The 19763-nt window shown below is 63.5% G+C and carries 23 protein-coding genes; 14 read left to right on the top strand and 9 right to left on the bottom strand.

The window, feature by feature from the left end:
* Positions 1–153: 153 nt before the first annotated feature.
* Both greA and AB4874_RS01365 read left to right on the top strand, forming a co-directional pair.
* Positions 154–624, top strand: coding sequence for a transcription elongation factor GreA (gene greA, locus AB4874_RS01370; RefSeq protein ID WP_295534909.1), 471 nt, complete (start codon positions 154–156; stop codon positions 622–624).
* A gap of 25 nt (positions 625–649) precedes the next feature.
* Complete coding sequence (locus AB4874_RS01365) at positions 650–1702, top strand: hypothetical protein (RefSeq protein WP_295534907.1); 1053 nt, start codon at positions 650–652, stop codon at positions 1700–1702.
* Here the strand turns inward: AB4874_RS01365 and AB4874_RS01360 are convergent.
* On the bottom strand, positions 1699–2286 hold the full coding sequence (locus AB4874_RS01360; protein WP_368390655.1) for a GNAT family N-acetyltransferase: 588 nt from the start codon (positions 2284–2286) through the stop codon (positions 1699–1701). The two genes, AB4874_RS01365 and AB4874_RS01360, sit on opposite strands and share 4 nt — an antisense overlap.
* Positions 2283–2900 (bottom strand): molybdenum cofactor guanylyltransferase MobA, encoded by a 618-nt coding sequence (gene mobA, locus AB4874_RS01355; RefSeq protein WP_368390654.1) that lies wholly within the window; start codon positions 2898–2900, stop codon positions 2283–2285. Before mobA ends, AB4874_RS01360 begins: the two co-directional genes overlap by 4 nt.
* A 52-nt stretch (positions 2901–2952) precedes the next feature.
* Between mobA and AB4874_RS01350 the strand changes: the two genes are divergently transcribed.
* The 3 genes from AB4874_RS01350 (at position 2953) to AB4874_RS01340 (ending at position 4692) form a co-directional block, all read left to right on the top strand.
* Positions 2953–3675: an AzlC family ABC transporter permease gene (locus tag AB4874_RS01350; protein WP_368390653.1), complete on the top strand. Its 723-nt coding sequence runs from the start codon at positions 2953–2955 to the stop codon at positions 3673–3675.
* Positions 3672–4004 carry an AzlD domain-containing protein gene (locus AB4874_RS01345; RefSeq protein WP_295534896.1) on the top strand — a complete coding sequence of 111 codons (333 nt, stop codon included), beginning with the start codon at positions 3672–3674 and terminating at the stop codon, positions 4002–4004. The genes AB4874_RS01350 and AB4874_RS01345 overlap by 4 nt, the downstream gene beginning before the upstream one ends.
* 178 nt (positions 4005–4182) lie before the next feature.
* On the top strand, positions 4183–4692 hold the full coding sequence (locus AB4874_RS01340) for a GNAT family N-acetyltransferase (RefSeq protein WP_368390652.1): 510 nt from the start codon (positions 4183–4185) through the stop codon (positions 4690–4692).
* Positions 4693–4829: 137 nt separating this feature from the next.
* On the opposite strand, the gene AB4874_RS01335 is transcribed toward AB4874_RS01340, so the two are convergent.
* The 4 genes from AB4874_RS01335 to AB4874_RS01320 form a co-directional block, all read right to left on the bottom strand.
* Complete coding sequence (locus AB4874_RS01335; RefSeq protein WP_368390651.1) at positions 4830–5462, bottom strand: hypothetical protein; 633 nt, start codon at positions 5460–5462, stop codon at positions 4830–4832.
* 55 nt (positions 5463–5517) lie between these two features.
* Entirely contained in the window at positions 5518–5652 is a 135-nt protein-coding gene (locus AB4874_RS01330) for an aa3-type cytochrome c oxidase subunit IV (RefSeq protein WP_295535974.1), read from the bottom strand.
* A gap of 61 nt (positions 5653–5713) precedes the next feature.
* Positions 5714–6763 (bottom strand): MBL fold metallo-hydrolase, encoded by a 1050-nt coding sequence (locus tag AB4874_RS01325; protein ID WP_368390650.1) that lies wholly within the window; start codon positions 6761–6763, stop codon positions 5714–5716.
* Positions 6760–8451 (bottom strand): acyl-CoA dehydrogenase, encoded by a 1692-nt coding sequence (locus AB4874_RS01320; protein WP_295535968.1) that lies wholly within the window; start codon positions 8449–8451, stop codon positions 6760–6762. Before AB4874_RS01320 ends, AB4874_RS01325 begins: the two co-directional genes overlap by 4 nt.
* Positions 8452–8572: 121 nt before the next feature.
* On the opposite strand from AB4874_RS01320, the gene AB4874_RS01315 reads away from it, so the two are divergent.
* Positions 8573–9532 (top strand): L-threonylcarbamoyladenylate synthase, encoded by a 960-nt coding sequence (locus AB4874_RS01315; RefSeq protein ID WP_368390649.1) that lies wholly within the window; start codon positions 8573–8575, stop codon positions 9530–9532.
* On the opposite strand, the gene phnF is transcribed toward AB4874_RS01315, so the two are convergent.
* Complete coding sequence (phnF, locus tag AB4874_RS01310) at positions 9529–10260, bottom strand: phosphonate metabolism transcriptional regulator PhnF (protein WP_368390648.1); 732 nt, start codon at positions 10258–10260, stop codon at positions 9529–9531. The genes AB4874_RS01315 and phnF overlap by 4 nt on opposite strands.
* Before the next feature lie 77 nt (positions 10261–10337).
* Here phnF and phnG point away from each other — a divergent pair, with 77 nt between their 5' ends.
* From phnG to phnN, 7 genes are read left to right on the top strand one after another with little or no spacing between them, the layout of a single operon-like run.
* Positions 10338–10778, top strand: a complete 441-nt coding sequence (gene phnG, locus AB4874_RS01305; RefSeq protein WP_295535954.1) for a phosphonate C-P lyase system protein PhnG — start codon at positions 10338–10340, stop codon at positions 10776–10778.
* The gene (gene phnH / locus AB4874_RS01300; RefSeq protein WP_368390647.1) at positions 10778–11344 is read left to right on the top strand and encodes a phosphonate C-P lyase system protein PhnH; all 567 of its coding nucleotides are present in this window, start codon (positions 10778–10780) and stop codon (positions 11342–11344) included. The genes phnG and phnH overlap by 1 nt, the downstream gene beginning before the upstream one ends.
* The gene (locus tag AB4874_RS01295) at positions 11345–12433 is read left to right on the top strand and encodes a carbon-phosphorus lyase complex subunit (protein WP_368390646.1); all 1089 of its coding nucleotides are present in this window, start codon (positions 11345–11347) and stop codon (positions 12431–12433) included.
* Complete coding sequence (locus tag AB4874_RS01290) at positions 12430–13299, top strand: alpha-D-ribose 1-methylphosphonate 5-phosphate C-P-lyase PhnJ (protein WP_295535944.1); 870 nt, start codon at positions 12430–12432, stop codon at positions 13297–13299. The genes AB4874_RS01295 and AB4874_RS01290 overlap by 4 nt, the downstream gene beginning before the upstream one ends.
* Positions 13296–14066 carry a phosphonate C-P lyase system protein PhnK gene (gene phnK, locus AB4874_RS01285; protein ID WP_295535941.1) on the top strand — a complete coding sequence of 257 codons (771 nt, stop codon included), beginning with the start codon at positions 13296–13298 and terminating at the stop codon, positions 14064–14066. The genes AB4874_RS01290 and phnK overlap by 4 nt, the downstream gene beginning before the upstream one ends.
* Positions 14067–14071: 5 nt before the next feature.
* Positions 14072–14764 carry a phosphonate C-P lyase system protein PhnL gene (phnL, locus tag AB4874_RS01280; RefSeq protein WP_368390645.1) on the top strand — a complete coding sequence of 231 codons (693 nt, stop codon included), beginning with the start codon at positions 14072–14074 and terminating at the stop codon, positions 14762–14764.
* Entirely contained in the window at positions 14761–15315 is a 555-nt protein-coding gene (gene phnN, locus AB4874_RS01275) for a phosphonate metabolism protein/1,5-bisphosphokinase (PRPP-forming) PhnN (RefSeq protein ID WP_368390644.1), read from the top strand. The genes phnL and phnN overlap by 4 nt, the downstream gene beginning before the upstream one ends.
* Here the strand turns inward: phnN and AB4874_RS01270 are convergent.
* Positions 15297–15986: a DUF1045 domain-containing protein gene (locus AB4874_RS01270; protein WP_368390643.1), complete on the bottom strand. Its 690-nt coding sequence runs from the start codon at positions 15984–15986 to the stop codon at positions 15297–15299. The genes phnN and AB4874_RS01270 overlap by 19 nt on opposite strands.
* A gap of 86 nt (positions 15987–16072) precedes the next feature.
* On the opposite strand from AB4874_RS01270, the gene AB4874_RS01265 reads away from it, so the two are divergent.
* Positions 16073–17218 (top strand): alpha-D-ribose 1-methylphosphonate 5-triphosphate diphosphatase, encoded by a 1146-nt coding sequence (locus tag AB4874_RS01265; RefSeq protein WP_368390642.1) that lies wholly within the window; start codon positions 16073–16075, stop codon positions 17216–17218.
* A 12-nt stretch (positions 17219–17230) separates the two neighbouring features.
* Here the strand turns inward: AB4874_RS01265 and AB4874_RS01260 are convergent, their stop codons facing one another.
* Positions 17231–19732, bottom strand: coding sequence for a GcvT family protein (locus AB4874_RS01260; RefSeq protein ID WP_368390641.1), 2502 nt, complete (start codon positions 19730–19732; stop codon positions 17231–17233).
* Between the last annotated feature and the right edge of the window lie 31 nt (positions 19733–19763).

Here is a 19763-nt window from a genome sequence, read left to right as displayed (position 1 = left end):
AAGCTGGCGCGACCCGTATGGCTGCGCCGGCAGCATGACGCTCAAAACTTCGACGGGTTTTGGCAAAAATTGGGCAGGAGGCTTGACTTGAGGGGGCAAGAAAAGATTTAGATGCCCTGAATTGGAGCTTTCCTCCGAATTCAGGAGCCTTCCATGGAAAAAGTGCCGTTGACGCGCGCGGGCTATGACTCGCTTAGTCAAGAATTGAAAAAACTGAAGTCTCAGGAACGTCCTGCGATTATCAAGGCGATTGCCGAAGCGCGTGAGCTGGGCGATCTGTCGGAGAATGCCGAATACCATTCGGCACGCGAGAAACAGGGCTTTATCGAAGGTCGCGTCAAAGAGATCGAAAGTCTGTTGGGGCGCGCCGAGGTCATTGACCCCAGCAAATTCACCGGATCGGTGAAGTTTGGCGCCACGGTGACCATCGTCGATGAAGATACCGACGAGGAAAAGACTTATCAGATCGTGGGAGAGCCAGAGGCCGATCTGGAGCAGGGACGCTTGAATATGAAATCGCCCCTTGCACGGTCGCTGATCGGCAAGGAAGAGGGGGATACCGTCGATGTGCGCACCCCCGGCGGCACGCGCAGCTACGAGATCTTGTCCGTCAAATTCGCCTGACACCCGCCTTTTAGGGACGCCTTGAATGGAAACGCCCGCAGATCGGACCACGCAAACCGCCGCCCCTTTGGGTGGGATGCGCGCGTCTGTGGCGCGCGGTGGTCCCTCGGCGCTGCCACGCGGACCCGGTCGGGTGGAATGGATCGCGCTGGCGCTGTCGCTGCTTTGGCTTGTGATGGTGCTGGCGTTTTGGTTCTTTGCGCCCGGTGTTGCGGGGACCGCCTCGTTGTTCAACACGGTCAGCATGATGGTGGGCATGACGCTGCCGATCGCGATGATTTGGGTGGCTGCGATCACGGCCCGGGCGGCACGTGAGATGCGCGCTGAGGCGCAGGCGCTTAAACAGTCGATCGAAGCGATGCGGATGGCGTGGCTGAACCAGCAGGCCTTGCGCAGCGATCAATCGGTTGAGCGCAAGCTCGATGAGATCGCCGCCGTCACGCGCCAAGCCGAAAGCACGATTGCCACCTTTGCCTCGCGCCGCGATGCCCATGCCACGCAGCCCTCAGCCGATCGCAAGGCCGCCCTTGTGCCGCCTGCCCCGATGCGCCCCGATGACACCGAACCGATGCTGGCCCTTGGCACCCCGGCCGAAGAGTTGCGCGCCCCGATCTCGGTTGCCGATTTCGTGCGCGCGCTGAATTTCCCCGACACCCCCGAGGATAAAGAGGGCTTTCGCGCGCTGCGCCGCGCGTTGGAAGATCGCTCGACGGCCAAGCTGCTGCGCTCGGCGCAAGATGTGTTGAACCTGTTGTCGCAAGACGGGATCTACATGGATGACCTGACGCCCGACCGGGCGCGCCCGGCCCTGTGGCGCCGGTTTGCCGCGGGCGAGAGGGGCCGCGAGATTGCAAGCCTTGGCGGCATTCGCGACCGCTCGTCGCTGGCGCTGTCGGCGGGGCGGATGCGCGGCGATACGATCTTTCGCGATGCGGCGCATCATTTCCTGCGCCAGTTTGACCGCACCTTCGGCGAGTTTGAAAAGAATGCCTCGGATCAGGAAATCGCCGATCTGGCCGAGACCCGCACCGCACGCGCCTTCATGCTGCTCGGCCGTGTGACGGGCAGCTTCGACTAAAGCGCGCGGCGCATTTCATACACGCGGTGAAAGTTGAACGCAAACCGGGTGAAGGCCGAGTGGCGCTGCCCGGTCACCATGAACCCCAAGCGGTGATATAGCGCGCGCGCACGCAGGTTTTCCTCGACCACCTCAAGGCAGAGCGCGCGATAGCCCTGCGATTGGGCATAGCTGGAGAGGGTTTCGATCAGTTCCGTGCCAATCCCGTGGCCCCGCAGATCGGCACTGACGGCGATGCCATCGACCATCACCGTGCCCGCCTCGAGGTCTTGCGCCAGAAACCGCAGGCAGCCAGCGCGCCACAGCCCGCCGATGCGCCCGTAGCTGGCGCGCAAATCGGGCAAGCCACCACCGACAAAAGAGCCATGCGGCGTGCGAAACCCGATCACGCCGATCACTTGGCCGTGCGGGTCACATGCCGCAATCGCGAATTGCGGTGCGATCACGCGTTCGATGAAATCCAGCGCGCGCGGCTGTGGCCCCATCACGCGGCCCAGCTTGCCGCCAAAGGCTTGCCAATACAGCCCGGCGGCGCGCGCGCGTTGATCGGGGCGCAACCCGTGATGATAGGTGATCACGTTCATGATGCCGGGCGCAGGGCGCGTTCGGCCTGCGCAAGATCTTGCGGGCTGTTGAGATTGCAAAACGGGTCGGGATCGGCGCTGAACGCCACCTCGCGCGCACCCGCCGCAGCGATCCGCAAGCGCCGCTCTCCGCGGGCAAAAAGCTGTGCAAGCGCGGCTTGGCAGGAGATCGGCCAATAGCCCACGCTGGGATGTGCACGCCCGAAAGAGCGCGCAATCGCAGGCCCCGACCCCGCCAGTTGCGCCACCAGATCGCGCGGCACGAACGGGGTATCGACAGGCACGCAGATCAGCGCATCCGCCCCTTCGCGCGCGGCCCAGTCCAGCCCGGCCAATATCCCCGCAAGCGGCCCCTCGCCCAGCCTCTCGGGCGCATCGGGCAGCACCGGCAGCGGTGCAAACGGCGCGGGCGCGCGATTGCTGGATACCGCAAGGCGCGCCACCTGCCCGGCGAGCCGATCTGCGACATGCGCGATCAAGGGACGCCCGGCCAGCATAAGCTGCGCCTTGTCCACGCCCCCCATGCGCCGGCCTTGCCCGCCCGCTAAAATCAGCCCAAAAATCACCTCTGCCAAGGGGTTGATTGCCTCCGATACAATCGTGCGCTTTGCCATTTCGCGCCGCGTCCTCTAACTGTCACGCAACTGCCCCAAGGAGACAAGCGCGATGTCGCAAACTTCTGCCATCAAAGCCGCCTATTGGCGCGGATTTCGCAATGGCTTGCCGTTCTTGCTGGTGATTGCGCCGTTTGGCTTGCTGTTTGGCGTCGCCGCCACCAACGCCGGGATGGATTTGGCGCAGGTCATGGGGTTTTCGGTGATGGTAATTGCCGGGGCGGCGCAGTTCACCGCGCTGCAACTGATGGGCGATCATGCGCCCGTGGTGCTGATCCTCGCCGCTTCGTTGGCGGTCAATCTGCGCATGGCGATGTATTCCGCGGCACTGACCCCGCATCTGGGCAAGTCAAAGGGCTGGCACAAGGCGTTGGTGGCCTATTTCATGGTCGATCAGGTCTATGCGCTGTCGGCCAATGAATATGAAACCCGCCCCGAGATGAGCCGCGCCGAGAAGCTGGCCTATTATGCCGGGGCGTGCACTCCGGTCTGTCCGAACTGGTATCTTGCGACGCTGGCCGGGGCGCTGGTGGGCGCGGCGATCCCTCCGGAATTCGCGCTGGATTTTGCGGTGCCGATCACCTTCCTTGCGATGATCGGGCCAGCGCTGCGCAGCCTTGCCCATGTTGCAGCCGCCCTCGTGTCGATTGTGGGTGCGCTGGTGCTGTCGTTTTTGCCCTCGGGTGTCGGACTGATGATCGCTGCGCTGGCGGCGATGGTGACGGGCGCACAGGTTGAACTCTGGGTCGCGCGCCGAAAAGGAGCCCTGCTATGAACGGCTATTCCGATGCCGTGATCTGGGGGATCATCGTGGCGCTGGGGATCGGCACATTCGCGCTGCGCTATTCGTTTCTGGGCTTTCTGGGCGATCGCCAACTGCCCGAATGGGCCTTGCGCTATTTGCGCTATACGCCGGTTGCGGTGCTACCGGGGCTGGTGGCGCCGCTCGTGGTCTGGCCCGCAGCGACCGATGGCCACCCCGACCCTGCCCGGCTGATCGCAGCCGTCGCCGCGCTGGCCGTCGGGATCGCGACGCGCAACACGCTTTGGGCGATTGTGGGCGGGCTAAGCGCGCTATATCTGGCGCTGTGGCTGATTGGCTAAGCGGTTTGCTTGGGTTGTAAGGAAGCAGGCAAGCGCGACTCGTGTCGCAGAACTCCGGCTCATTAAATGACGCAAATATTGCTCGAACCGCAGGGCGGACGTGAGTGGCAGCTGTGAGTCCTTTGCAGACGCTATGCGTTGCCCTTGACTGCCACCAGAAATCTGCAATCTGTCACGTATGACCTTGCGTAGACCAACGAAATCCGATGCCTCAAGTATAGCTGCTATCTCGATCGAGGTGTGGGTAGGCACTTATCTCAAACGTGGCGTGAACGCTTTCTTTGCCGATTTTGCCTTGAATGAGTTCACCCCGGCGAAGGTGGAGAAACTGATTTCCGACCCCAGTCAGTTCATTCTTGTCTCAGATAATGAACAAGGGATCGACGGTTTCATACGGGTTTCCTCACCTAGCAAGCCACCCGTAGAAGGCTGTTCAGAATTGGAAATTTCGACTTTCTACGTGCAGCCGCGCCACCATGGAAAGGGTATCGGCAAACAGCTCCTCGAAGCCGCATTTCAACACTGTCGGGACAGCGCTGCAGAGTCTGTCTGGCTGACAACCAATGCGGAGAATGATGCCGCTATCGCATTTTATCTTTCGCGGGGGTTCGAACATGTCGGGGAAACCCAGTTTCGCATTGGTGACGAAAGATATCTCAACAACGTCTATTCATTTCGCTTTCTCTGAAGCTGGCATAGCATCAATAGCGCACTGGACGTCACCGTTGAAACGAACGTCCGCTTCGTCCCGCACCGCTGCCGCTAGACATCCATCCCCCAAACAAAAAGACGCGCGAAGTTTCCCTCGCGCGCCTCATTGTTGGATCAGCGTCCCTTCGGAACGACGGTTTGTGGCTTTTCTTGCTGAATCATCAGCACGCCGGAATTGTCATCGGGATCGTCGTCATAATGATCTTTGCTGATCTCCCCCGGCAGTTTGTCGAACGCCTTGGACAGCTTGAGCGGCGAGAAGGTAAAGGGGATCTCGCCACGCAGCCAAGGCATGTCGCGCAGCGCGCTTGAGACCGAATCGGCGCACATCATCTTGTTGACCGATCCGTTGCGCTCGACCCGCGTCATCAGCTGATCGGCCTGCGCCATCGTGATCGGAACTTTTTGCGAACGCACATACCAAGTTTCGCGGCTGTGATAGTCGATGTAGAATTTGCGCATCTTTTCGGTGATGCCGAAATGCACGTCGTTGCGTTCGGGTGCCCATGGATGATTCCACGTGCCTGCAGGATCAAAGATGATCCGCTCACGCCCGTTGATCATCAAAGCCGAATGGCCGCCCGCGCCTGTTCGCGTGCTGATCACAGTGAACAGCGTCAGCGAAGGCGGCTCATCCGAGACGTAGCGATAGCGTGCCACATCCGCATCGGAGGCGTAGATATTGTCCGCACCACAGCCCGCCAGAAACAGCGTCAGCATCAGGCAGACGAGAAGCAGGCGCATCATCAGCCCGATCTCCCTTTCTGGTGATTTCCTTATTGGCTGAGCGCGCAGACGCGCCTCAGCCGTTCACCAGAGCGAGAAACACCAGAAACGCAATAATAACAATTACGGCAACGGTAACGAAGCGCGTAAATCCGGCGAATGTTCTCTCTTGGACACGGATATCCATTTCGCCCGGCTTATATTCGGCCATTGCACATCTCCCTTTGGTGCTGATCTCCCGATGCAAAACCTAGCCGAGCCTGCGCGCGCTGTCACGCCCCTTGATCGGCCAGCGCCCATTCCCATGCGCCATCGTCTCGAAGGGTGCGGGTGATCTCTCCGCGATGCCAAAGGTAGTTGAGATGGGCCATCGCCTCGACCAGTGCGAGACCATAGCTGCCCGCGTCGATTTTGCGCTTGAAGAGCGGCGCGAAACACTCGCCCGCGACGCGCGGGGTCGTCAGGTGTTTGCGCAGCCGCGCCAGCCCGCCCTCGTGGTTTTCCACCATCTGGATCAGGCGCAGCGGCAGGCCGGTAAAGGGCAGCTTGTGGCCGGGTAACACGAGGTGGCGATCTTCGGCGATCTTAGAGAATCGCGCGCAAGAGGAGAGCCAATCGGTGAGCGGGTCTGCCTCGGGTTCGGTGGCGTAGACCCCCAGATTCGCAGAAATCGAGGGCAGCAATTGATCGCCCCCCAGCACCAGATCATCGTCACGCGAAAATAGCGTGGCATGTTCGGGCGCGTGGCCATCGCCCATATACACGTCCCAAACGCGCCCGCCGATGGTGATGCAATCCCCCTCGACAATCCGCGTAAAGCCCAGCGGCAGCGGATGCACGCAATCGGCAAAGTTGAACGGGCGCTCATTGGCGCGCAGATCAAAGATGTCGGGGTCCATTCCGGCGCGGCGATAATAGTCCAGCGTCTCGGCGGCGGGGCGATCTTGCGGGTCCAGCGCCAACATGCGCGCAAACAACCACGAAGTGCGCGTGGTCACAAGTTCGGCCCCCTGCGCCTGCAGCCAGCCTGCAAGGCCAATGTGGTCGGGGTGGTAATGCGTGACCAGCACGCGCGTCACCGGCTTGCCCGCCAGCACCCCATCGAGCGCGGCTTGCAGCGTGGCGCGGCATTTGCGCGTGTCGATACCCGGATCGACCAGCGTCCAGCCATCGCCATCATCCAGCGCAAAGCAGTTGACGTGATCCAGCGCCATCGGCAGCGGCAAGCGCAGCCAGATCACGCCCGGCGCGACCTCGATCCCCTCACCGGGCGCGGGGGGCTCGGGCCAAGGATAGCGGATGCCGGCGCTTTCGCCCCTCATGCCCCGAGATCTTCGACCGAGAGCGCATAGAGCCCCTCGGCCCCTTCACGCGCCTCCAGCAAACCTGCGGCGTAAAGCGGCATCAAGCGGCGGATATAGACGGCGGCCAGATGCCCGCGCGCCGAATTGCGCCCCTCGGCCATCGCGGCGCGCAGGTGGTAATAGCCCCCCAGAACGCGCGCGAAAGCATCGAGATAGGGCACCGCCCCCGCAAAGCGGTCTTGCATACCCTGCTTGAGCATCCATTCGGTATGTTCGCGCAGCGCCTCGGCGGCTTGCCAGACATCTTCGGCCAGCACCGGGAAGTCGCCACGCGCGGATTGCGCCTCGTCCTCGACCTCTTGCAGCAGACGGCAGGCGGCAGCGCCGTCATCCATCATCTTGCGCCCCACCAGATCCATCGCCTGAATGCCGTTGGTGCCCTCGTAAATCGCGCTGACACGCACGTCGCGGGCATATTGTGCCGCGCCAGTTTCCTCGATGAACCCCATACCGCCATGCACCTGAATGCCGCGATCGGCCACGCGAATGCCCACATCGGTGCCGTAAGCCTTGGCAATCGGGGTCAGCAAGGCTGCGCGGGCCTCCCAGCCGTCCTTGCCCGTGGCCCGCCCCATATCAAGCGCCACCGCGCAGGCCAGCGCGATCGAGCGGGCGGCGAAAATCTCGGCCTTCATCTCGGCCAGCATCCGGCGCACATCGGCGTGTTCAATGATCGGCGCGAATTGCACACGGTCCTTGGCATAGGAAAGCGCCTGCTGATAGGCGGCCTCGGCCACGCCGATACCTTGCGCCCCCACGTTCAGACGGGCGTTATTCATCATCGTGAACATCGCCGCCATGCCCTTGTTTTCCGCGCCAACCAGCCAACCGGTCGCGCCCTCATAGCTCATGACGCAAGTGGGCGAGGCGTGAAGGCCCAGCTTATGTTCCAGCGAAATCACCTTGAGGGAGTTGGCGACGCCGGGCTTGCCGTTGTCGTCGGGTATGTATTTCGGCACCATGAAAAGGCTGATGCCCTTGGTGCCGGGTGCGGCATCGGGCAGACGCGCCAGCACCAGATGGCAAGTGTTTTCAAACACATCCGAGTCGCCCCAGGTGATGAAAATCTTCTGTCCGGTGATCGCGTAAGTGCCATCGCCATTGGGTTCTGCCTTGGTGCGCAGCGCGCCAACATCGGAACCCGCGCTTGGCTCGGTCAGGTTCATCGTGCCCGACCATTCCCCCGAAATCAGCTTGGGCAGATACAGATCCTTGATCGCATCGCTAGCGTGATGTTCCAGCGCCTCAATCTGGCCCTGCGTGAGCAGCGGACAGAGTTGCAGCGACAGGTTTGCCCCCGACAGCATGTCGTTGAAGCCCACATTCAGCGTTTGCGGCAGGCCCATTCCGCCGTGATCCGGGCGTGCGGCGATGCCGACCCACCCCCCCTCGGCCAGCGCGCCCAGCGCCTCTTTGAAACCGGGTGACGCCCGCACGACACCGTTTTCCAGCTTGGCAGGGTGCAGGTCGCCCGAGCGATTGGTCGGCGCGATCACCTCGTCACACAGCCGCCCGGCCTCGGTCAGGATCGCCTCGATCATGTCGGGCGTGGCCTCTGCGAACAGCTCGGTGTCAGACACCGGCGCGATCGGCACGACGTGGTCAAGAATGAAGCGGATATCGGCAACGGGTGAGCGGTAGGTCATGGGTCTCCTCCGAGGGGCGGCTTGGCAAAGGCCCCGCCCGCGTCTATGTCCTGTCAGCGTTGCTACCACCCTACCCGAGCCCCGCATCCCTTCAACCTCAACGCTGCGTCACGATTTCGCCATGAGCCATGAAACCCAAATCCTGACGCCCGATGCTGCGGGCTATGCCGAGGCGGCCAAGCTGCTGGCGGCCGGTGAACTGGTGGCGATGCCGACCGAGACGGTCTACGGGCTGGCGGGCGATGCGCGCAATGATCACGCGGTGGCAGCGATCTTTGCGGCCAAGGGGCGGCCTCAGTTCAACCCGCTGATCGTGCATGTCGCCGATCTGGCGATGGCTGAACAGATCGCGGTATTTTCCGATACGGCGCGCGCGCTGGCGCAGGCGTTTTGGCCCGGACCGCTGACGCTGGTTCTGCCGCTGCGCGCGGGCTGCGGGATCAGCGATCTGGTCACAGCCGGCAATGACAGCGTGGCGATCCGCCTGCCCGCCCATCCCGTGGCGCGCGGATTGCTGAGTGCGTTTGGCGGCCCGCTTGCCGCGCCTTCGGCCAACCCCTCGGGCAAGATCAGCCCAACCACGGCGCGCCATGTGCTGGATGGGCTTGGCGGCAAGATCGCGGCGGTGGTCGATGGCGGCGCTTGCGAAGTCGGGGTCGAATCGACGATCCTGTCGCTTGATCCGCCGCGCCTGTTGCGCCCCGGAGGCTTGCCCGCCGAGGCGCTCGAGGCGGCTTTGGGGCAGCCGATTGCCAGCGGGGGCGATGCGGCCAAGCCGAATGCACCGGGACAGTTGGTGTCGCATTACGCGCCGGGCGCGCAGGTGCGCATGAACGCGGACGCGGCGCAGGCGGGTGAGGTTTACATCGGTTTTGGCCCAAGTGAGCAGGCCGATCTGACGCTGTCGCCAAGCGGCGATATGGTTGAAGCCGCCGCCAATCTGTTTGCCAGCCTGCGTGCCGCCGATGATTTGGCCCAAGCACGCGGCGCGACCTGCATCGCCATCGCCCCGATCCCCAATCACGGGCTGGGCCGCGCAATCAACGACCGGCTGCGCCGCGCCAGCGCTCCGCGCGATTAATCCGCGCCCCCTTGTTCGGGGGTCATGGAGAGCGCGACGCGATCCCCGGCAAACCAGCTGATGCCGAATTCCACCGGAGCACCGTCTGGATCGACATTCACCGCTTCGGTGCGCAACAGCGGCGCGCCTTCGGGCAGCTTCATTTGCCCTGCGCGCGTGCCCGTTGCCAAACATGCCGTGACGCGGGTCGAGGCGCGGATGTAATCCCCCAGACCCTGCTCGCGCAGCGCCGCTGTGACCGATGTGAGACGGCCTAGCGCCTGCGCCAGATCGGGAAAGCGCGCGGCGGGAAAGACCGAACGAAACTGCGCCAAGGGCAGGCCGTCGCCAAGCGAGATCCCCTCATAGACATGCACCATCGAACCGGGCGCCAGCGCCAGCGCCTCGGCCTCGTCAGCGCGCGCGGGGCGGGTCTCGATCCGGCTGATCTCGCGCGAGGGGGTGCGCCCGGAAGCGATGATATTTTGCTGAAACCGCACCCGCCGCCCAATCGGATACTCGGCTTGCGGGGCCGCGGCCACGAACACCCCCGCGCCGCGCCGCGAGACCACCAGCCCTTCCTCGGCCAGCGCGCCAAGCGCGTGGCGCACGGTGTGGCGGTTCACCCCGAAACGCGCCGAAAGCTGCGCCTCGGTCGGCAGCTTGGACGCCGCCGGATACAGACCCTGCGCAATCTCACCGCGCAAAGTGTCTGAAATCTGACGCCAAATCGGACTGCGTTGTGTCATCGAAGTTTCACTTGCCCTTTGGAGGAGAATCGCGTGATATTTGTCTAGTTGTATAGAAACCTAGACAAATCGGCAAGATGTCCAAACTCACTCCACAGCAAGATGCGCGACGCAATCGTATGGGTCTTTTAGCGCGCGCAAACCCGGCGCGGCTGGCGCAGATTATGCCAGAGATGCCCAAGCATAACGTCCTGCGCGCGCCCGAGACGGGTGCGGTGATGGTGCGCGGGCGCACGGGGGCCAGTGGCGCGCCGTTCAATCTGGGCGAGATGACGGTGACGCGCTGCACGCTGACGCTAGAGGATGGCACGGTGGGACACGCCTATGTGCAGGGGCGCGACAAGGATCATGCGCTGCGCGCGGCGTTGCTGGATGCGCGGATGGAACATGGCGATGCTGAAGCGTCTAAGGTGCTGGAAACACTGCGCCTTGAAGAGATCGCTCGCCGCCAGAAACGCGCCGAGAAAGCCGCCGCCACGAAGGTCGAATTTTTCACGATGGTGCGGGGGGAAGATTGATGCAGTCTGAACTGTCAGGCGGTTTTACGCAGGCCCCGCAACAGGCGGCACAGGCCTTTCGCGCCTGTCTTGAGGCAATGGCGCGTCCGGGCCAGGTGCAGGCCATCCGCGGCGCTGCCCCACCTGCCCCGCTCTCGCCCGCTGCGGGGGCCGTTTTGTTGACGCTGGTCGATCAGGCCGTGACGCTGCATCTTGCCCCTTCGCATGACACGCCCGCCATCCGCGCCTGGGTCGCATTTCATTGCGGCGCGCCGCTGGTGGACGCCGAGCAGGCCGATTTCGCACTTGGCACTTGGGCGGCGCTTGGCCCGATCGAGCGTTTCGCGATTGGCACGCCGGACTATCCCGATCGCTCGGCCACGCTGATTGTCGAGATGGCAGAGTTTGGCGCGGCCAATGCGCGCCTGAGCGGGCCGGGGATTGCCTCGGTGCAAGAGGCGGACCTGCCCGCGATTCCCGCGATCCAGCAAAACCACGCACGGTTTCCGCTGGGGCTGGATTTTCTGCTGTGCAGCGGGGCGCAGGTGTTCGGCCTGCCGCGCTCAACCAAGGTGGAGGCGCTATAGATGTATGTCGCAACCAAAGGTGGCGAGCGCGCGATTGAGGCGGCGCATGCCTGGCTGGCCGAGGAACGCCGGGGCGATCCGGCCGTGCCCGAACTGTCCCTGGCCCAAATTCGCGAGCAGATGGCCCTGGCAGTGAACCGGGTGATGGCGGAGGGCTCGCTGTTTGATCCCGACCTTGCGGCGCTGGCGATCAAGCAGGCGCGCGGCGATCTGATCGAGGCGATTTTCCTGATCCGCGCCTATCGCACCACCCTGCCCCGGTTCGGCGCAAGCCTGCCCATCGCGACCGAGGATATGGCGATTACGCGCCGGGTTTCCGCCACGTTCAAGGATATTCCCGGTGGGCAGATCTTGGGGCCAACGTTCGACTACACCCACCGTCTGCTCGATTTCAAACTGGCGGCCGAGGGTGCGCCCGTGCCCACGGCAGCATGCAAACCCGCCGATGCCGACCCCGCGCCCCATATCCTTGCGCTGCTGGATCGCGATGAGCTGATGGAACCGCTGGAGCACAGTGACGCAACGCCCCCCGATCTGACCCGCGAGCCGTTGGAAATGCCCGCAGAGCGCGCCTTGCGCTTGCAGGCACTGACGCGCGGCGATGAGGGGTTCGTGCTGTCGATGGCCTATTCGACGCAGCGCGGCTATGGGCGCACCCATGCCTTTGTGGGGGAATTGCGCATTGGCCGTTGCGCGGTGGAAATGGATATCCCCGAACTGGGATTCAGCGTCGAGATTGGCGAGGTCGAACTGAGCGAATGTGAGACCGTGAACCAGTTCACCGGATCGAAAACCGAACCACCGCAATTCACCCGTGGTTACGGGCTGGTGTTTGGGCAAAACGAGCGCAAGGCGATCTCGATGAGCCTCGTGGACCGCGCTTTGCGTTGGCAGGAGCTGGGTGAGGACGACACCGGCGCGCCTGCGCAGGACGCTGAGTTTGTGCTCTATCACTGCGACAACATCCAGGCGACGGGCTTTCTTGAGCATATCAAACTGCCCCATTACGTCGATTTCCAATCGGAACTCGAACTGATCCGCCGCCTGCGCCGCGACGCCAAAGCCACCCAGCAGGAGGCCGCGCAATGAGCGATCAGGCCTATAATTTCGCCTATCTCGACGAGGCCACGAAACGCATGATCCGGCGCGCGATTCTCAAGGGGTTGGCGGTGCCGGGCTATCAGGTGCCTTTCGCCAGCCGCGAGATGCCGATGCCCTATGGTTGGGGCACCGGTGGCGTGCAGGTGACCGCCGCCTGCCTGACGCCTGAAGATACGCTCAAGGTGATTGATCAGGGTGCGGATGACACGACCAACGCAGTCTCGATCCGCACGTTTTTTGAACGCACGGCGGGGGTGGCGACCACCACGCAGACCGCGCAGGCCAGCGTCATTCAGACCCGCCACCGCATTCCAGAAGAGCCACTGCGCGCAGGGCAAATCCTTGTCTATCAGGTGCCGATCCCGGAACCGCTGCGCTTTCTTGAGCCGCGCGAAAGCGAGACCCGCAAGATGCATGCGCTGGAGGAATACGGGCTGATGCATGTGAAGCTTTACGAGGATATCGCGCGCCATGGCGAGATTTCGACCGCCTATGCCTATCCGGTGCGCGTTGAGGGGCGCTATGTGATGGACCCCTCGCCCATCCCGAAATTCGACAACCCCAAGCTGGGCAATTGCCCCGCGATCCAGCTGTTTGGCGCCGGACGCGAACAGCGCATCTACGCGCTGCCGCCCTATTGCGACGTGGTCAGCCTTGATTTTGAGGACCACCCCTTCACCCCGTCCAAGGCCGATCACGATTGCGATCTGTGTGGCTGTGCCACGAGCTATCTCGACGAGGTGATCACCGACGATCAGGGCGGGCGGATGTTTGTCTGCTCGGACACGGATTTCTGCGAAACGCGGCGCGACGCGGGCCATCGCGGGCGGCTCTCGCCGGAGGAAACAGCATGAAGGATCTGCGCGACACCCCGCTTTTGGTCGTCGAGGACCTGTCCAAACGCTACGGCGCGCGCATCGGCTGCGTCGATGTCAGCTTTGATCTGTGGCCCGGCGAGGTGCTGGGGATCGTGGGCGAAAGCGGGTCGGGCAAGTCGACATTGCTGAGCTGTCTGGCCGGGCAACTGGCCCCCGATACGGGGCGCGTGCTGTATCAAGGGCACGACACGCTGGAGATGGGTGAACCGCAGCGCCGCACGCTTGCACGCACCGACTGGGCCTTTGTGCATCAAAACCCGCGCGATGGGCTGCGCATGGGCGTGTCTGCGGGCGGCAATGTGGGCGAGCGGCTGATGGCAGTGGGCGCGCGCAATTACGGCGCGATCCGCGAGGCGGCGACGGACTGGCTGGGCCGGGTCGAAATTGACGCCACGCGCATTGACGACCGCCCGCGCCAGTTCTCGGGCGGGATGCAGCAACGCCTACAGATCGCGCGCAATCTGGTGACTGCGCCCAAACTGGTGTTCATGGATGAGCCGACCGGGGGCCTGGATGTCAGCGTGCAGGCGCGGTTGTTGGACCTGCTGCGCGGGTTGGTGCGTGACATGGGACTGTCGGTGATTTTGGTGACGCATGATCTGGCCGTGGCGCGGCTGCTGGCGGATCGGTTAATGGTGATGCAGGGCGGGCATGTGATCGAACAGGGGCTGACCGATCAGGTTCTGGACGATCCGCAAGCGCCCTATACGCAGCTTCTCGTGTCCTCTGTGTTGCAGGTGTAAATCCGATGATCGAGATCGAAAACCTCTGTAAATCCTTCACTTTGCACAACCAAGGCAGCGCGGTGATTCCGGTTATGACGGGGGCGCATCTGCGCGTCGCTCCGGGGGAATGCGTGGCGCTGACGGGCGCTTCGGGGGCCGGAAAATCCACTCTGATGCGGATGATCTGGGGCAATTATCTGGCCGCCTCTGGCGTGATCCGGGTGGGGGATCTGAATGTGGCGCAGGCCTCTGCACGCGAGATCATCGCGCTGCGCCGCGACACCTTGGGCTATGTCAGCCAGTTCCTGCGCGTGGTGCCGCGCGTGCCCACCTTGCGCGTCGTGGCCGAGCCGCTTTTGGCGCTTGGCACGCCCGAGGCGCAGGCCGAGGCGCGCGCAATGGACCTGCTGGAGCGGCTCAATATCCCGCAGCGCCTTTGGCAACTTTCCCCGACCACGTTTTCGGGCGGTGAACAGCAGCGGGTGAATATCGCGCGCGGCTTTGCCCACCCCTACCCTGCGCTGTTGCTTGATGAGCCGACGGCCTCGCTGGATGGGGCGAACCGCGCGGTGGTGCTGGATTTGATTGCAGCCGCCAAGGCGCGCGGGGCCGCGATCGTCGGAATTTTCCACGACGAGGCCGCGCGGGCGCAAATCTGTGATCGCGAGGTCGATGTCACCGCCTTTACGCCGATGCCTGCGGGCGTTGCGCCATGACGCAAGGGTGCAAAACGGGGCGCTTGGTGGCGGTGGTCGGGGCGTCGGGCGTGGGCAAGGATACGCTGATCCGTGCGGCCATGCAGCACGACCCCGCCTTGCATTGGGCGCGCCGCGCGATCACGCGTCCGGCCTCGGGCAGTGAGCCGTTTGAGCCGTTAAGCGAGGCCGAATTTGACGCGCGTCTTGCGGCTGATGCGTTCGCGTTGCAGTGGCACGCCCATGGCCTGCGCTATGGGGTTTCACACGCGGAACTCGCCCCGCTGCATCACGGGCAGATGGTGATTTTCAACGGCTCACGCGCCGCATTGGCCGAGGCTTGGGCGCAATATCCCGCGTTGCATGTGATCGAAATCACCGCCCCCGATGCGCTGCGCACCGAACGGCTGGCGGCGCGCGGGCGCGAAAGCACGGCGCAGATTGCGGCACGCATCACACGGCGCGTCGCCGCGCTCCCCGACGGTCTGCCGCTGCACCAAGTCTGCAATGATGGCAGCCAAGAGACCGGTTTGCGCCGCTTTCAAGCCGCCCTTCAAGCGGTGAGGGCGTAGCGATGGATCAGGTGAAACCGACCGTCGCGCGCCTCGCCAAACAGACAGAGATCGTCCATCGGATAGGGGCGCGTCAGATGCGGCGCGAAATAGGCCTGCGCGATGGGCAGCAGGGTGGCGCGGTCCGCCTCACCCAGCGCGCCGCTCAGCGTCATATGCATCTGATACTGTTCAAAAACATAAGGATAGCCAAAGCGCGTCAGCAGATCACGTTGCCGCGCGCTCAGGCTGTCCGGATCGCGCTTAGCGATTTGCGCAGGCGTCAGCGGTGCGCGCAGCCCCTCAAGCCCTTCAACGACGCGCGCGGCCATGGCCTGCAAAGCAGTGACATCGCCGACAGGGCGCAGCGCGAGGAAATTGCCCAACGCGGCAACCTCCAGCCCGGCCAAATCGACCGGGGCCACATCCTGCGCCAAGCCCGCAAGCGCGGCTGCCAGATCATCGCGCGTAACCCCTGCCGCCAGCGCGAAGGGGGCCTTGATCGTGGCGTGAAAGCCGTATTTGCGCGGCGTCTCGGTCAGCTCGGCCAAGGGGCGGGGCAGCGCGTCGAGCGTGGGATGAGGGCTTGCGATACCATTCACCGCGTCCCAGCCCAACCACTGCGCACCCGCCTTGGCCAACCCCGGATCGCGGGGCGCATGATAGATTGCAAATCGTTGAAATTCCGTCATGAGCCTGTTCTGCCAGCTTTGTGGTGCACGCATATGACACTCACCCACGCCCCCATCAAACGCAACCCCGTCCATCGGAGCCCGAGATGACCGACACGATCCTCGCCAATGCCACGCTTGTTCTGCCAGATGAGGTGATCATCGGTTCACTGCTGATCCGCGATGGTGAGATTGCACAAATCGACGCCGGCGCGGGCGTGCCCAACGGTGCGATGGATTGCGGCGGCGATCTGGTGATGCCCGGCTTGATTGAGCTGCACACCGACAATCTCGAACGCCATATCGAGCCGCGCCCAAAGGTGAACTGGCCCCATGGCGCGGCGATCATCGCCCATGACGCCGAGCTGGCCTCGGTCGGGATCACCACGGTGTTTGACGCGCTGCGGGTGGGCTCGATTGCGGGCAAAAGCGCGCGCACGGATTATCTTGAATATGCCCGCCCCTTAGCCACTGAGATTCTGGATTTGCGCGCGCGCGAGGCGTTGCGCATCAGCCATTTCCTGCACCTGCGCGCCGAGGCCTGTTCCGAAACCCTGATCGAGGAACTGGCGAAATTTGGCCCCGAGGATCGCGTCGGAATCGTCAGCCTGATGGATCACACACCCGGCGAGCGCCAGTTTCGCGACCTGAGCAAGCTGCGCGAATATGTCTGTGGCAAACATGGCTTGAAGGACTCGGAATTTGAGGCCCATGTCGCCGATCAGATTGCGCTGAAAAACCGCCTTGGCGCAGGTCATCTAAAGGCGGCGATTGCGGCGGCGGCGCGCTATGGCGCGGTGCTGGCCAGCCATGACGACACCACCGCCGAGCAGGTTGCGCAATCGCGCGCGCAGGGCGTGCATTTCGCGGAATTCCCCACCACCTTCGAGGCCGCGCAGGCCTGTCGCGACAACGGCATCGCGGTGATGATGGGCGCGCCGAACCTGATCCGGGGCGGCTCGCATTCGGGCAATGTGGCAGCCCAGGATCTGGCCCGCGCCGATCTGCTCGATATCGTGTCATCCGATTATGTGCCCTCGGCGCTGCTGTCGGGCGCGCTGATGCTGGGCGATCTTTGGGGCGATATGGCGCGCGGCATCGCAACCGTCACGTCCGCCCCGGCGGAGGCCGTGGGGCTGACGGATCGCGGGCGCATCGAGATCGGCAAGCGCGCCGATCTGATCCGGGTGCGCCGGATCGGTGGCACCGGCGCGCTGCGCGGCACTTGGGTCAAGGGGCAGCGCGTGGCCTAAGCCCGCGCGGGCCTACCCGTCGATGCGGATGCGCGCGTTGGCGGGGTCATAGGGGCTGTCCTCGGTCACGACCGCATCCCATTCCTTGAGGAACATCTTGACCTTGAGCTTGGTCCCCGGTTCCGCCAGATCCGAGCGCACATAGCCCATGCCGATCTGCTGCCCAAAGGCGACCGAATAGCCCCCCGAGGTCAGCCGCCCGACCTTTTCGCCGTTCAGCAACAGCGCCTCTTTGCCCCAAGGATCGCTGTCATCAGGGCCATCAATCAGCAGCGTCACGCATTTGGAGCGGATACCGGTATCAATCATCGCCTGCTTGCCGGTGAAGTCCTTGGACAGATCGATGAAGCGATCCAGACCGGCCTCTTGCGGGGTGGCATCGCGGCCCAACTCATTGCCAAAGGCGCGATAGGATTTTTCCTGACGCAACCAGTTTTGCGCCCGCGCACCGACCAGTTTCAGCCCGTGCTTTTCGCCTGCCTTAAGCAGCAGATCCCAGAGGTAGCGCGACATCTCTATGGGGTGGTGCAGCTCCCAACCCAGTTCGCCCGTATAGGCCACGCGCACAGCGCGCACCGGGCACATGCCAAGTTCAATGTTGCGCATCGAAAGCCAGGGGAAGCGCTTGTTGGACAGCGCCGTTTCGGGCTGCGCATCCTTGACGATCTCGGCCAAAATGGCGCGCGCATTCGGGCCTGCCAGCGCGAACACGCCCCATTGCGTGGTGATGTCGTGGCACTCGACATAGTCGCCGCCCTCGGTACGGAAATCCTCGATGGACTGGCGCAGGAAATCGCCATCGTAAGCAGCCCAAGCCCCGGCGGAGATCAGGTAATATTCATCCTCGCCCAGCCGCACGATGGTATATTCGGTGCGCGTGGTGCCCGCCTTGGTCAGCGCGTAGGTGAGGTTGATCCGGCCCACTTTCGGCAACTTGTTGCAGGTGAAGCGATCAAGAAACGCGGTTGCGCCGGGGCCGCGCACGAGGTGCTTGGCAAAGGCCGTCGCGTCGATCAGCCCGGCGGTTTCGCGGATCGCTGTGGCTTCGGATTTGGCATGCGCCCACCACGCGCCGCGGCGGAAAGACCGCGAGTCGTGATCGAAATGCGCGGGCGCATTGAGCGGGCCGTAATAATTCGGACGCTCCCAACCATTGACCTGCCCCATCTGCGCGCCCGCCGCGATCTGGCGGTCGTAATTAGGCGCTGTGCGCAAGGGGCGGCAGGCTTCGCGCTCTTCGTCGGGGTGATGCAGGATGAAGACATGCTCGTAGCATTCCTCGTTCTTGCGCGCGGCATATTCGGTGGTCATCCAGCTGCCGTAGCGCTTGGGATCGAGGCTCGCCATGTCGATCTCGGCTTCGCCCTGCGTCATGAGCTGCGCAAGGTAATAGCCCGTGCCGCCCGCCGCCGTGATGCCGAAACTAAATCCCTCGGCCAGCCACATATTGCGCAGCCCCGGCGCGCGACCGACCAGCGGGTTGCCATCGGGCGTGTAGCAGATCGGGCCGTTGAAATCGTCCTTCAGGCCGACCTCTTCCGAGCTGGGCAGGCGATGGATCATCGACATGTATTCTTCTTCGATCCGCTCCAGATCAAGCTGGAACAGATCGGCGCGGAAGCTTTCGGGCACGTCATATTCGAACCGCGCGGGGGCGCCCCGCTCATATGGCCCCAAAATCCAGCCGCCGCGTTCCTCGCGCACATACCATTTCGCATCGGCATCGCGCAGAACCGGGTGTTCGGGATTGCCCTCGGCACGCCATTTCACCAGCGCGGGATCGGGTTCGGTGACGATGAACTGGTGCTCGACCGGGATTGCGGGGATCTTGATGCCCAGCAGCCGCGCGGTGCGTTGCGCATGATTGCCCGTGCAGGTCACGACATGCTCGGCGTGGATCTCGATCTCTTCACCCGAGGGCACCAGACGGTTGCCCTTTTCCACCATCTTTTCCAGCGTCACGACCCATTCCGAGCCGGTCCAGCGATAAGCGTTGACCTGCAGCTTGCGCGCGATCTCGGCCCCGTTCTGGCGTGCGCCCTTGGCCATCGCCTGGGTCACATCGGCGGGGTTGATATAGCCATCTTGGGGATGAAACAGCGCGCCTTTGAGGTCATCGGTGCGCAAGAGCGGCCAACGATCCTTCATCTGCGCAGGCGTCAGGAATTCATGGTGAACCCCGGCGGTTTCGGCCACCGAGGAATAGAGCATGTATTCATCCATGCGCGCATCGGTTTGCGCCATACGCAGGTTGCCCACCACCGCGAAACCGGCATTCAGCCCCGTCTCGGCCTCAAGGCTTTTGTAGAAATCGACCGAGTATTTGTGGATATGGGTCGTCGCGTAGCTCATGTTGAACAGCGGCAGCAGGCCCGCAGCATGCCATGTCGAGCCCGAGGTCAGCTCGTCACGCTCGACCAGAAGCGTGTCCCACCCGGCCTTGGCCAGATGATAGGCGACACCGCAGCCCACCGCGCCACCGCCGACGACCAAAGCTTTGACATGGGTTTTCATAGCGGTGACTCCTGCAGGTTGCTTACGCGAA

It is taken from the genome of Thioclava arctica (genome assembly GCF_040892615.1).
Lineage (GTDB): Bacteria > Pseudomonadota > Alphaproteobacteria > Rhodobacterales > Rhodobacteraceae > Thioclava > Thioclava arctica.
This window is presented reverse-complemented; position numbering and strand designations above follow the sequence as displayed.

Excerpts from the sequence above, each read along its gene's own strand:
- greA (WP_295534909.1), top strand. The coding sequence starts at position 154 with ATGGAAAAAGTGCCGTTGACGCGCGCGGGCTATGACTCGCTTAGTCAA.
- AB4874_RS01365 (WP_295534907.1), top strand. The coding sequence starts at position 650 with ATGGAAACGCCCGCAGATCGGACCACGCAAACCGCCGCCCCTTTGGGT.
- AB4874_RS01360 (WP_368390655.1), bottom strand. The coding sequence starts at position 2,286 with ATGAACGTGATCACCTATCATCACGGGTTGCGCCCCGATCAACGCGCG.
- mobA (WP_368390654.1), bottom strand. The coding sequence starts at position 2,900 with ATGGCAAAGCGCACGATTGTATCGGAGGCAATCAACCCCTTGGCAGAG.
- AB4874_RS01350 (WP_368390653.1), top strand. The coding sequence starts at position 2,953 with ATGTCGCAAACTTCTGCCATCAAAGCCGCCTATTGGCGCGGATTTCGC.
- AB4874_RS01345 (WP_295534896.1), top strand. The coding sequence starts at position 3,672 with ATGAACGGCTATTCCGATGCCGTGATCTGGGGGATCATCGTGGCGCTG.
- AB4874_RS01340 (WP_368390652.1), top strand. The coding sequence starts at position 4,183 with ATGACCTTGCGTAGACCAACGAAATCCGATGCCTCAAGTATAGCTGCT.
- AB4874_RS01335 (WP_368390651.1), bottom strand. The coding sequence starts at position 5,462 with ATGATGCGCCTGCTTCTCGTCTGCCTGATGCTGACGCTGTTTCTGGCG.
- AB4874_RS01330 (WP_295535974.1), bottom strand. The coding sequence starts at position 5,652 with ATGGCCGAATATAAGCCGGGCGAAATGGATATCCGTGTCCAAGAGAGA.
- AB4874_RS01325 (WP_368390650.1), bottom strand. The coding sequence starts at position 6,763 with ATGAGGGGCGAAAGCGCCGGCATCCGCTATCCTTGGCCCGAGCCCCCC.
- AB4874_RS01320 (WP_295535968.1), bottom strand. The coding sequence starts at position 8,451 with ATGACCTACCGCTCACCCGTTGCCGATATCCGCTTCATTCTTGACCAC.
- AB4874_RS01315 (WP_368390649.1), top strand. The coding sequence starts at position 8,573 with ATGAGCCATGAAACCCAAATCCTGACGCCCGATGCTGCGGGCTATGCC.
- phnF (WP_368390648.1), bottom strand. The coding sequence starts at position 10,260 with ATGACACAACGCAGTCCGATTTGGCGTCAGATTTCAGACACTTTGCGC.
- phnG (WP_295535954.1), top strand. The coding sequence starts at position 10,338 with ATGTCCAAACTCACTCCACAGCAAGATGCGCGACGCAATCGTATGGGT.
- phnH (WP_368390647.1), top strand. The coding sequence starts at position 10,778 with ATGCAGTCTGAACTGTCAGGCGGTTTTACGCAGGCCCCGCAACAGGCG.
- AB4874_RS01295 (WP_368390646.1), top strand. The coding sequence starts at position 11,345 with ATGTATGTCGCAACCAAAGGTGGCGAGCGCGCGATTGAGGCGGCGCAT.
- AB4874_RS01290 (WP_295535944.1), top strand. The coding sequence starts at position 12,430 with ATGAGCGATCAGGCCTATAATTTCGCCTATCTCGACGAGGCCACGAAA.
- phnK (WP_295535941.1), top strand. The coding sequence starts at position 13,296 with ATGAAGGATCTGCGCGACACCCCGCTTTTGGTCGTCGAGGACCTGTCC.
- phnL (WP_368390645.1), top strand. The coding sequence starts at position 14,072 with ATGATCGAGATCGAAAACCTCTGTAAATCCTTCACTTTGCACAACCAA.
- phnN (WP_368390644.1), top strand. The coding sequence starts at position 14,761 with ATGACGCAAGGGTGCAAAACGGGGCGCTTGGTGGCGGTGGTCGGGGCG.
- AB4874_RS01270 (WP_368390643.1), bottom strand. The coding sequence starts at position 15,986 with ATGACGGAATTTCAACGATTTGCAATCTATCATGCGCCCCGCGATCCG.
- AB4874_RS01265 (WP_368390642.1), top strand. The coding sequence starts at position 16,073 with ATGACCGACACGATCCTCGCCAATGCCACGCTTGTTCTGCCAGATGAG.
- AB4874_RS01260 (WP_368390641.1), bottom strand. The coding sequence starts at position 19,732 with ATGAAAACCCATGTCAAAGCTTTGGTCGTCGGCGGTGGCGCGGTGGGC.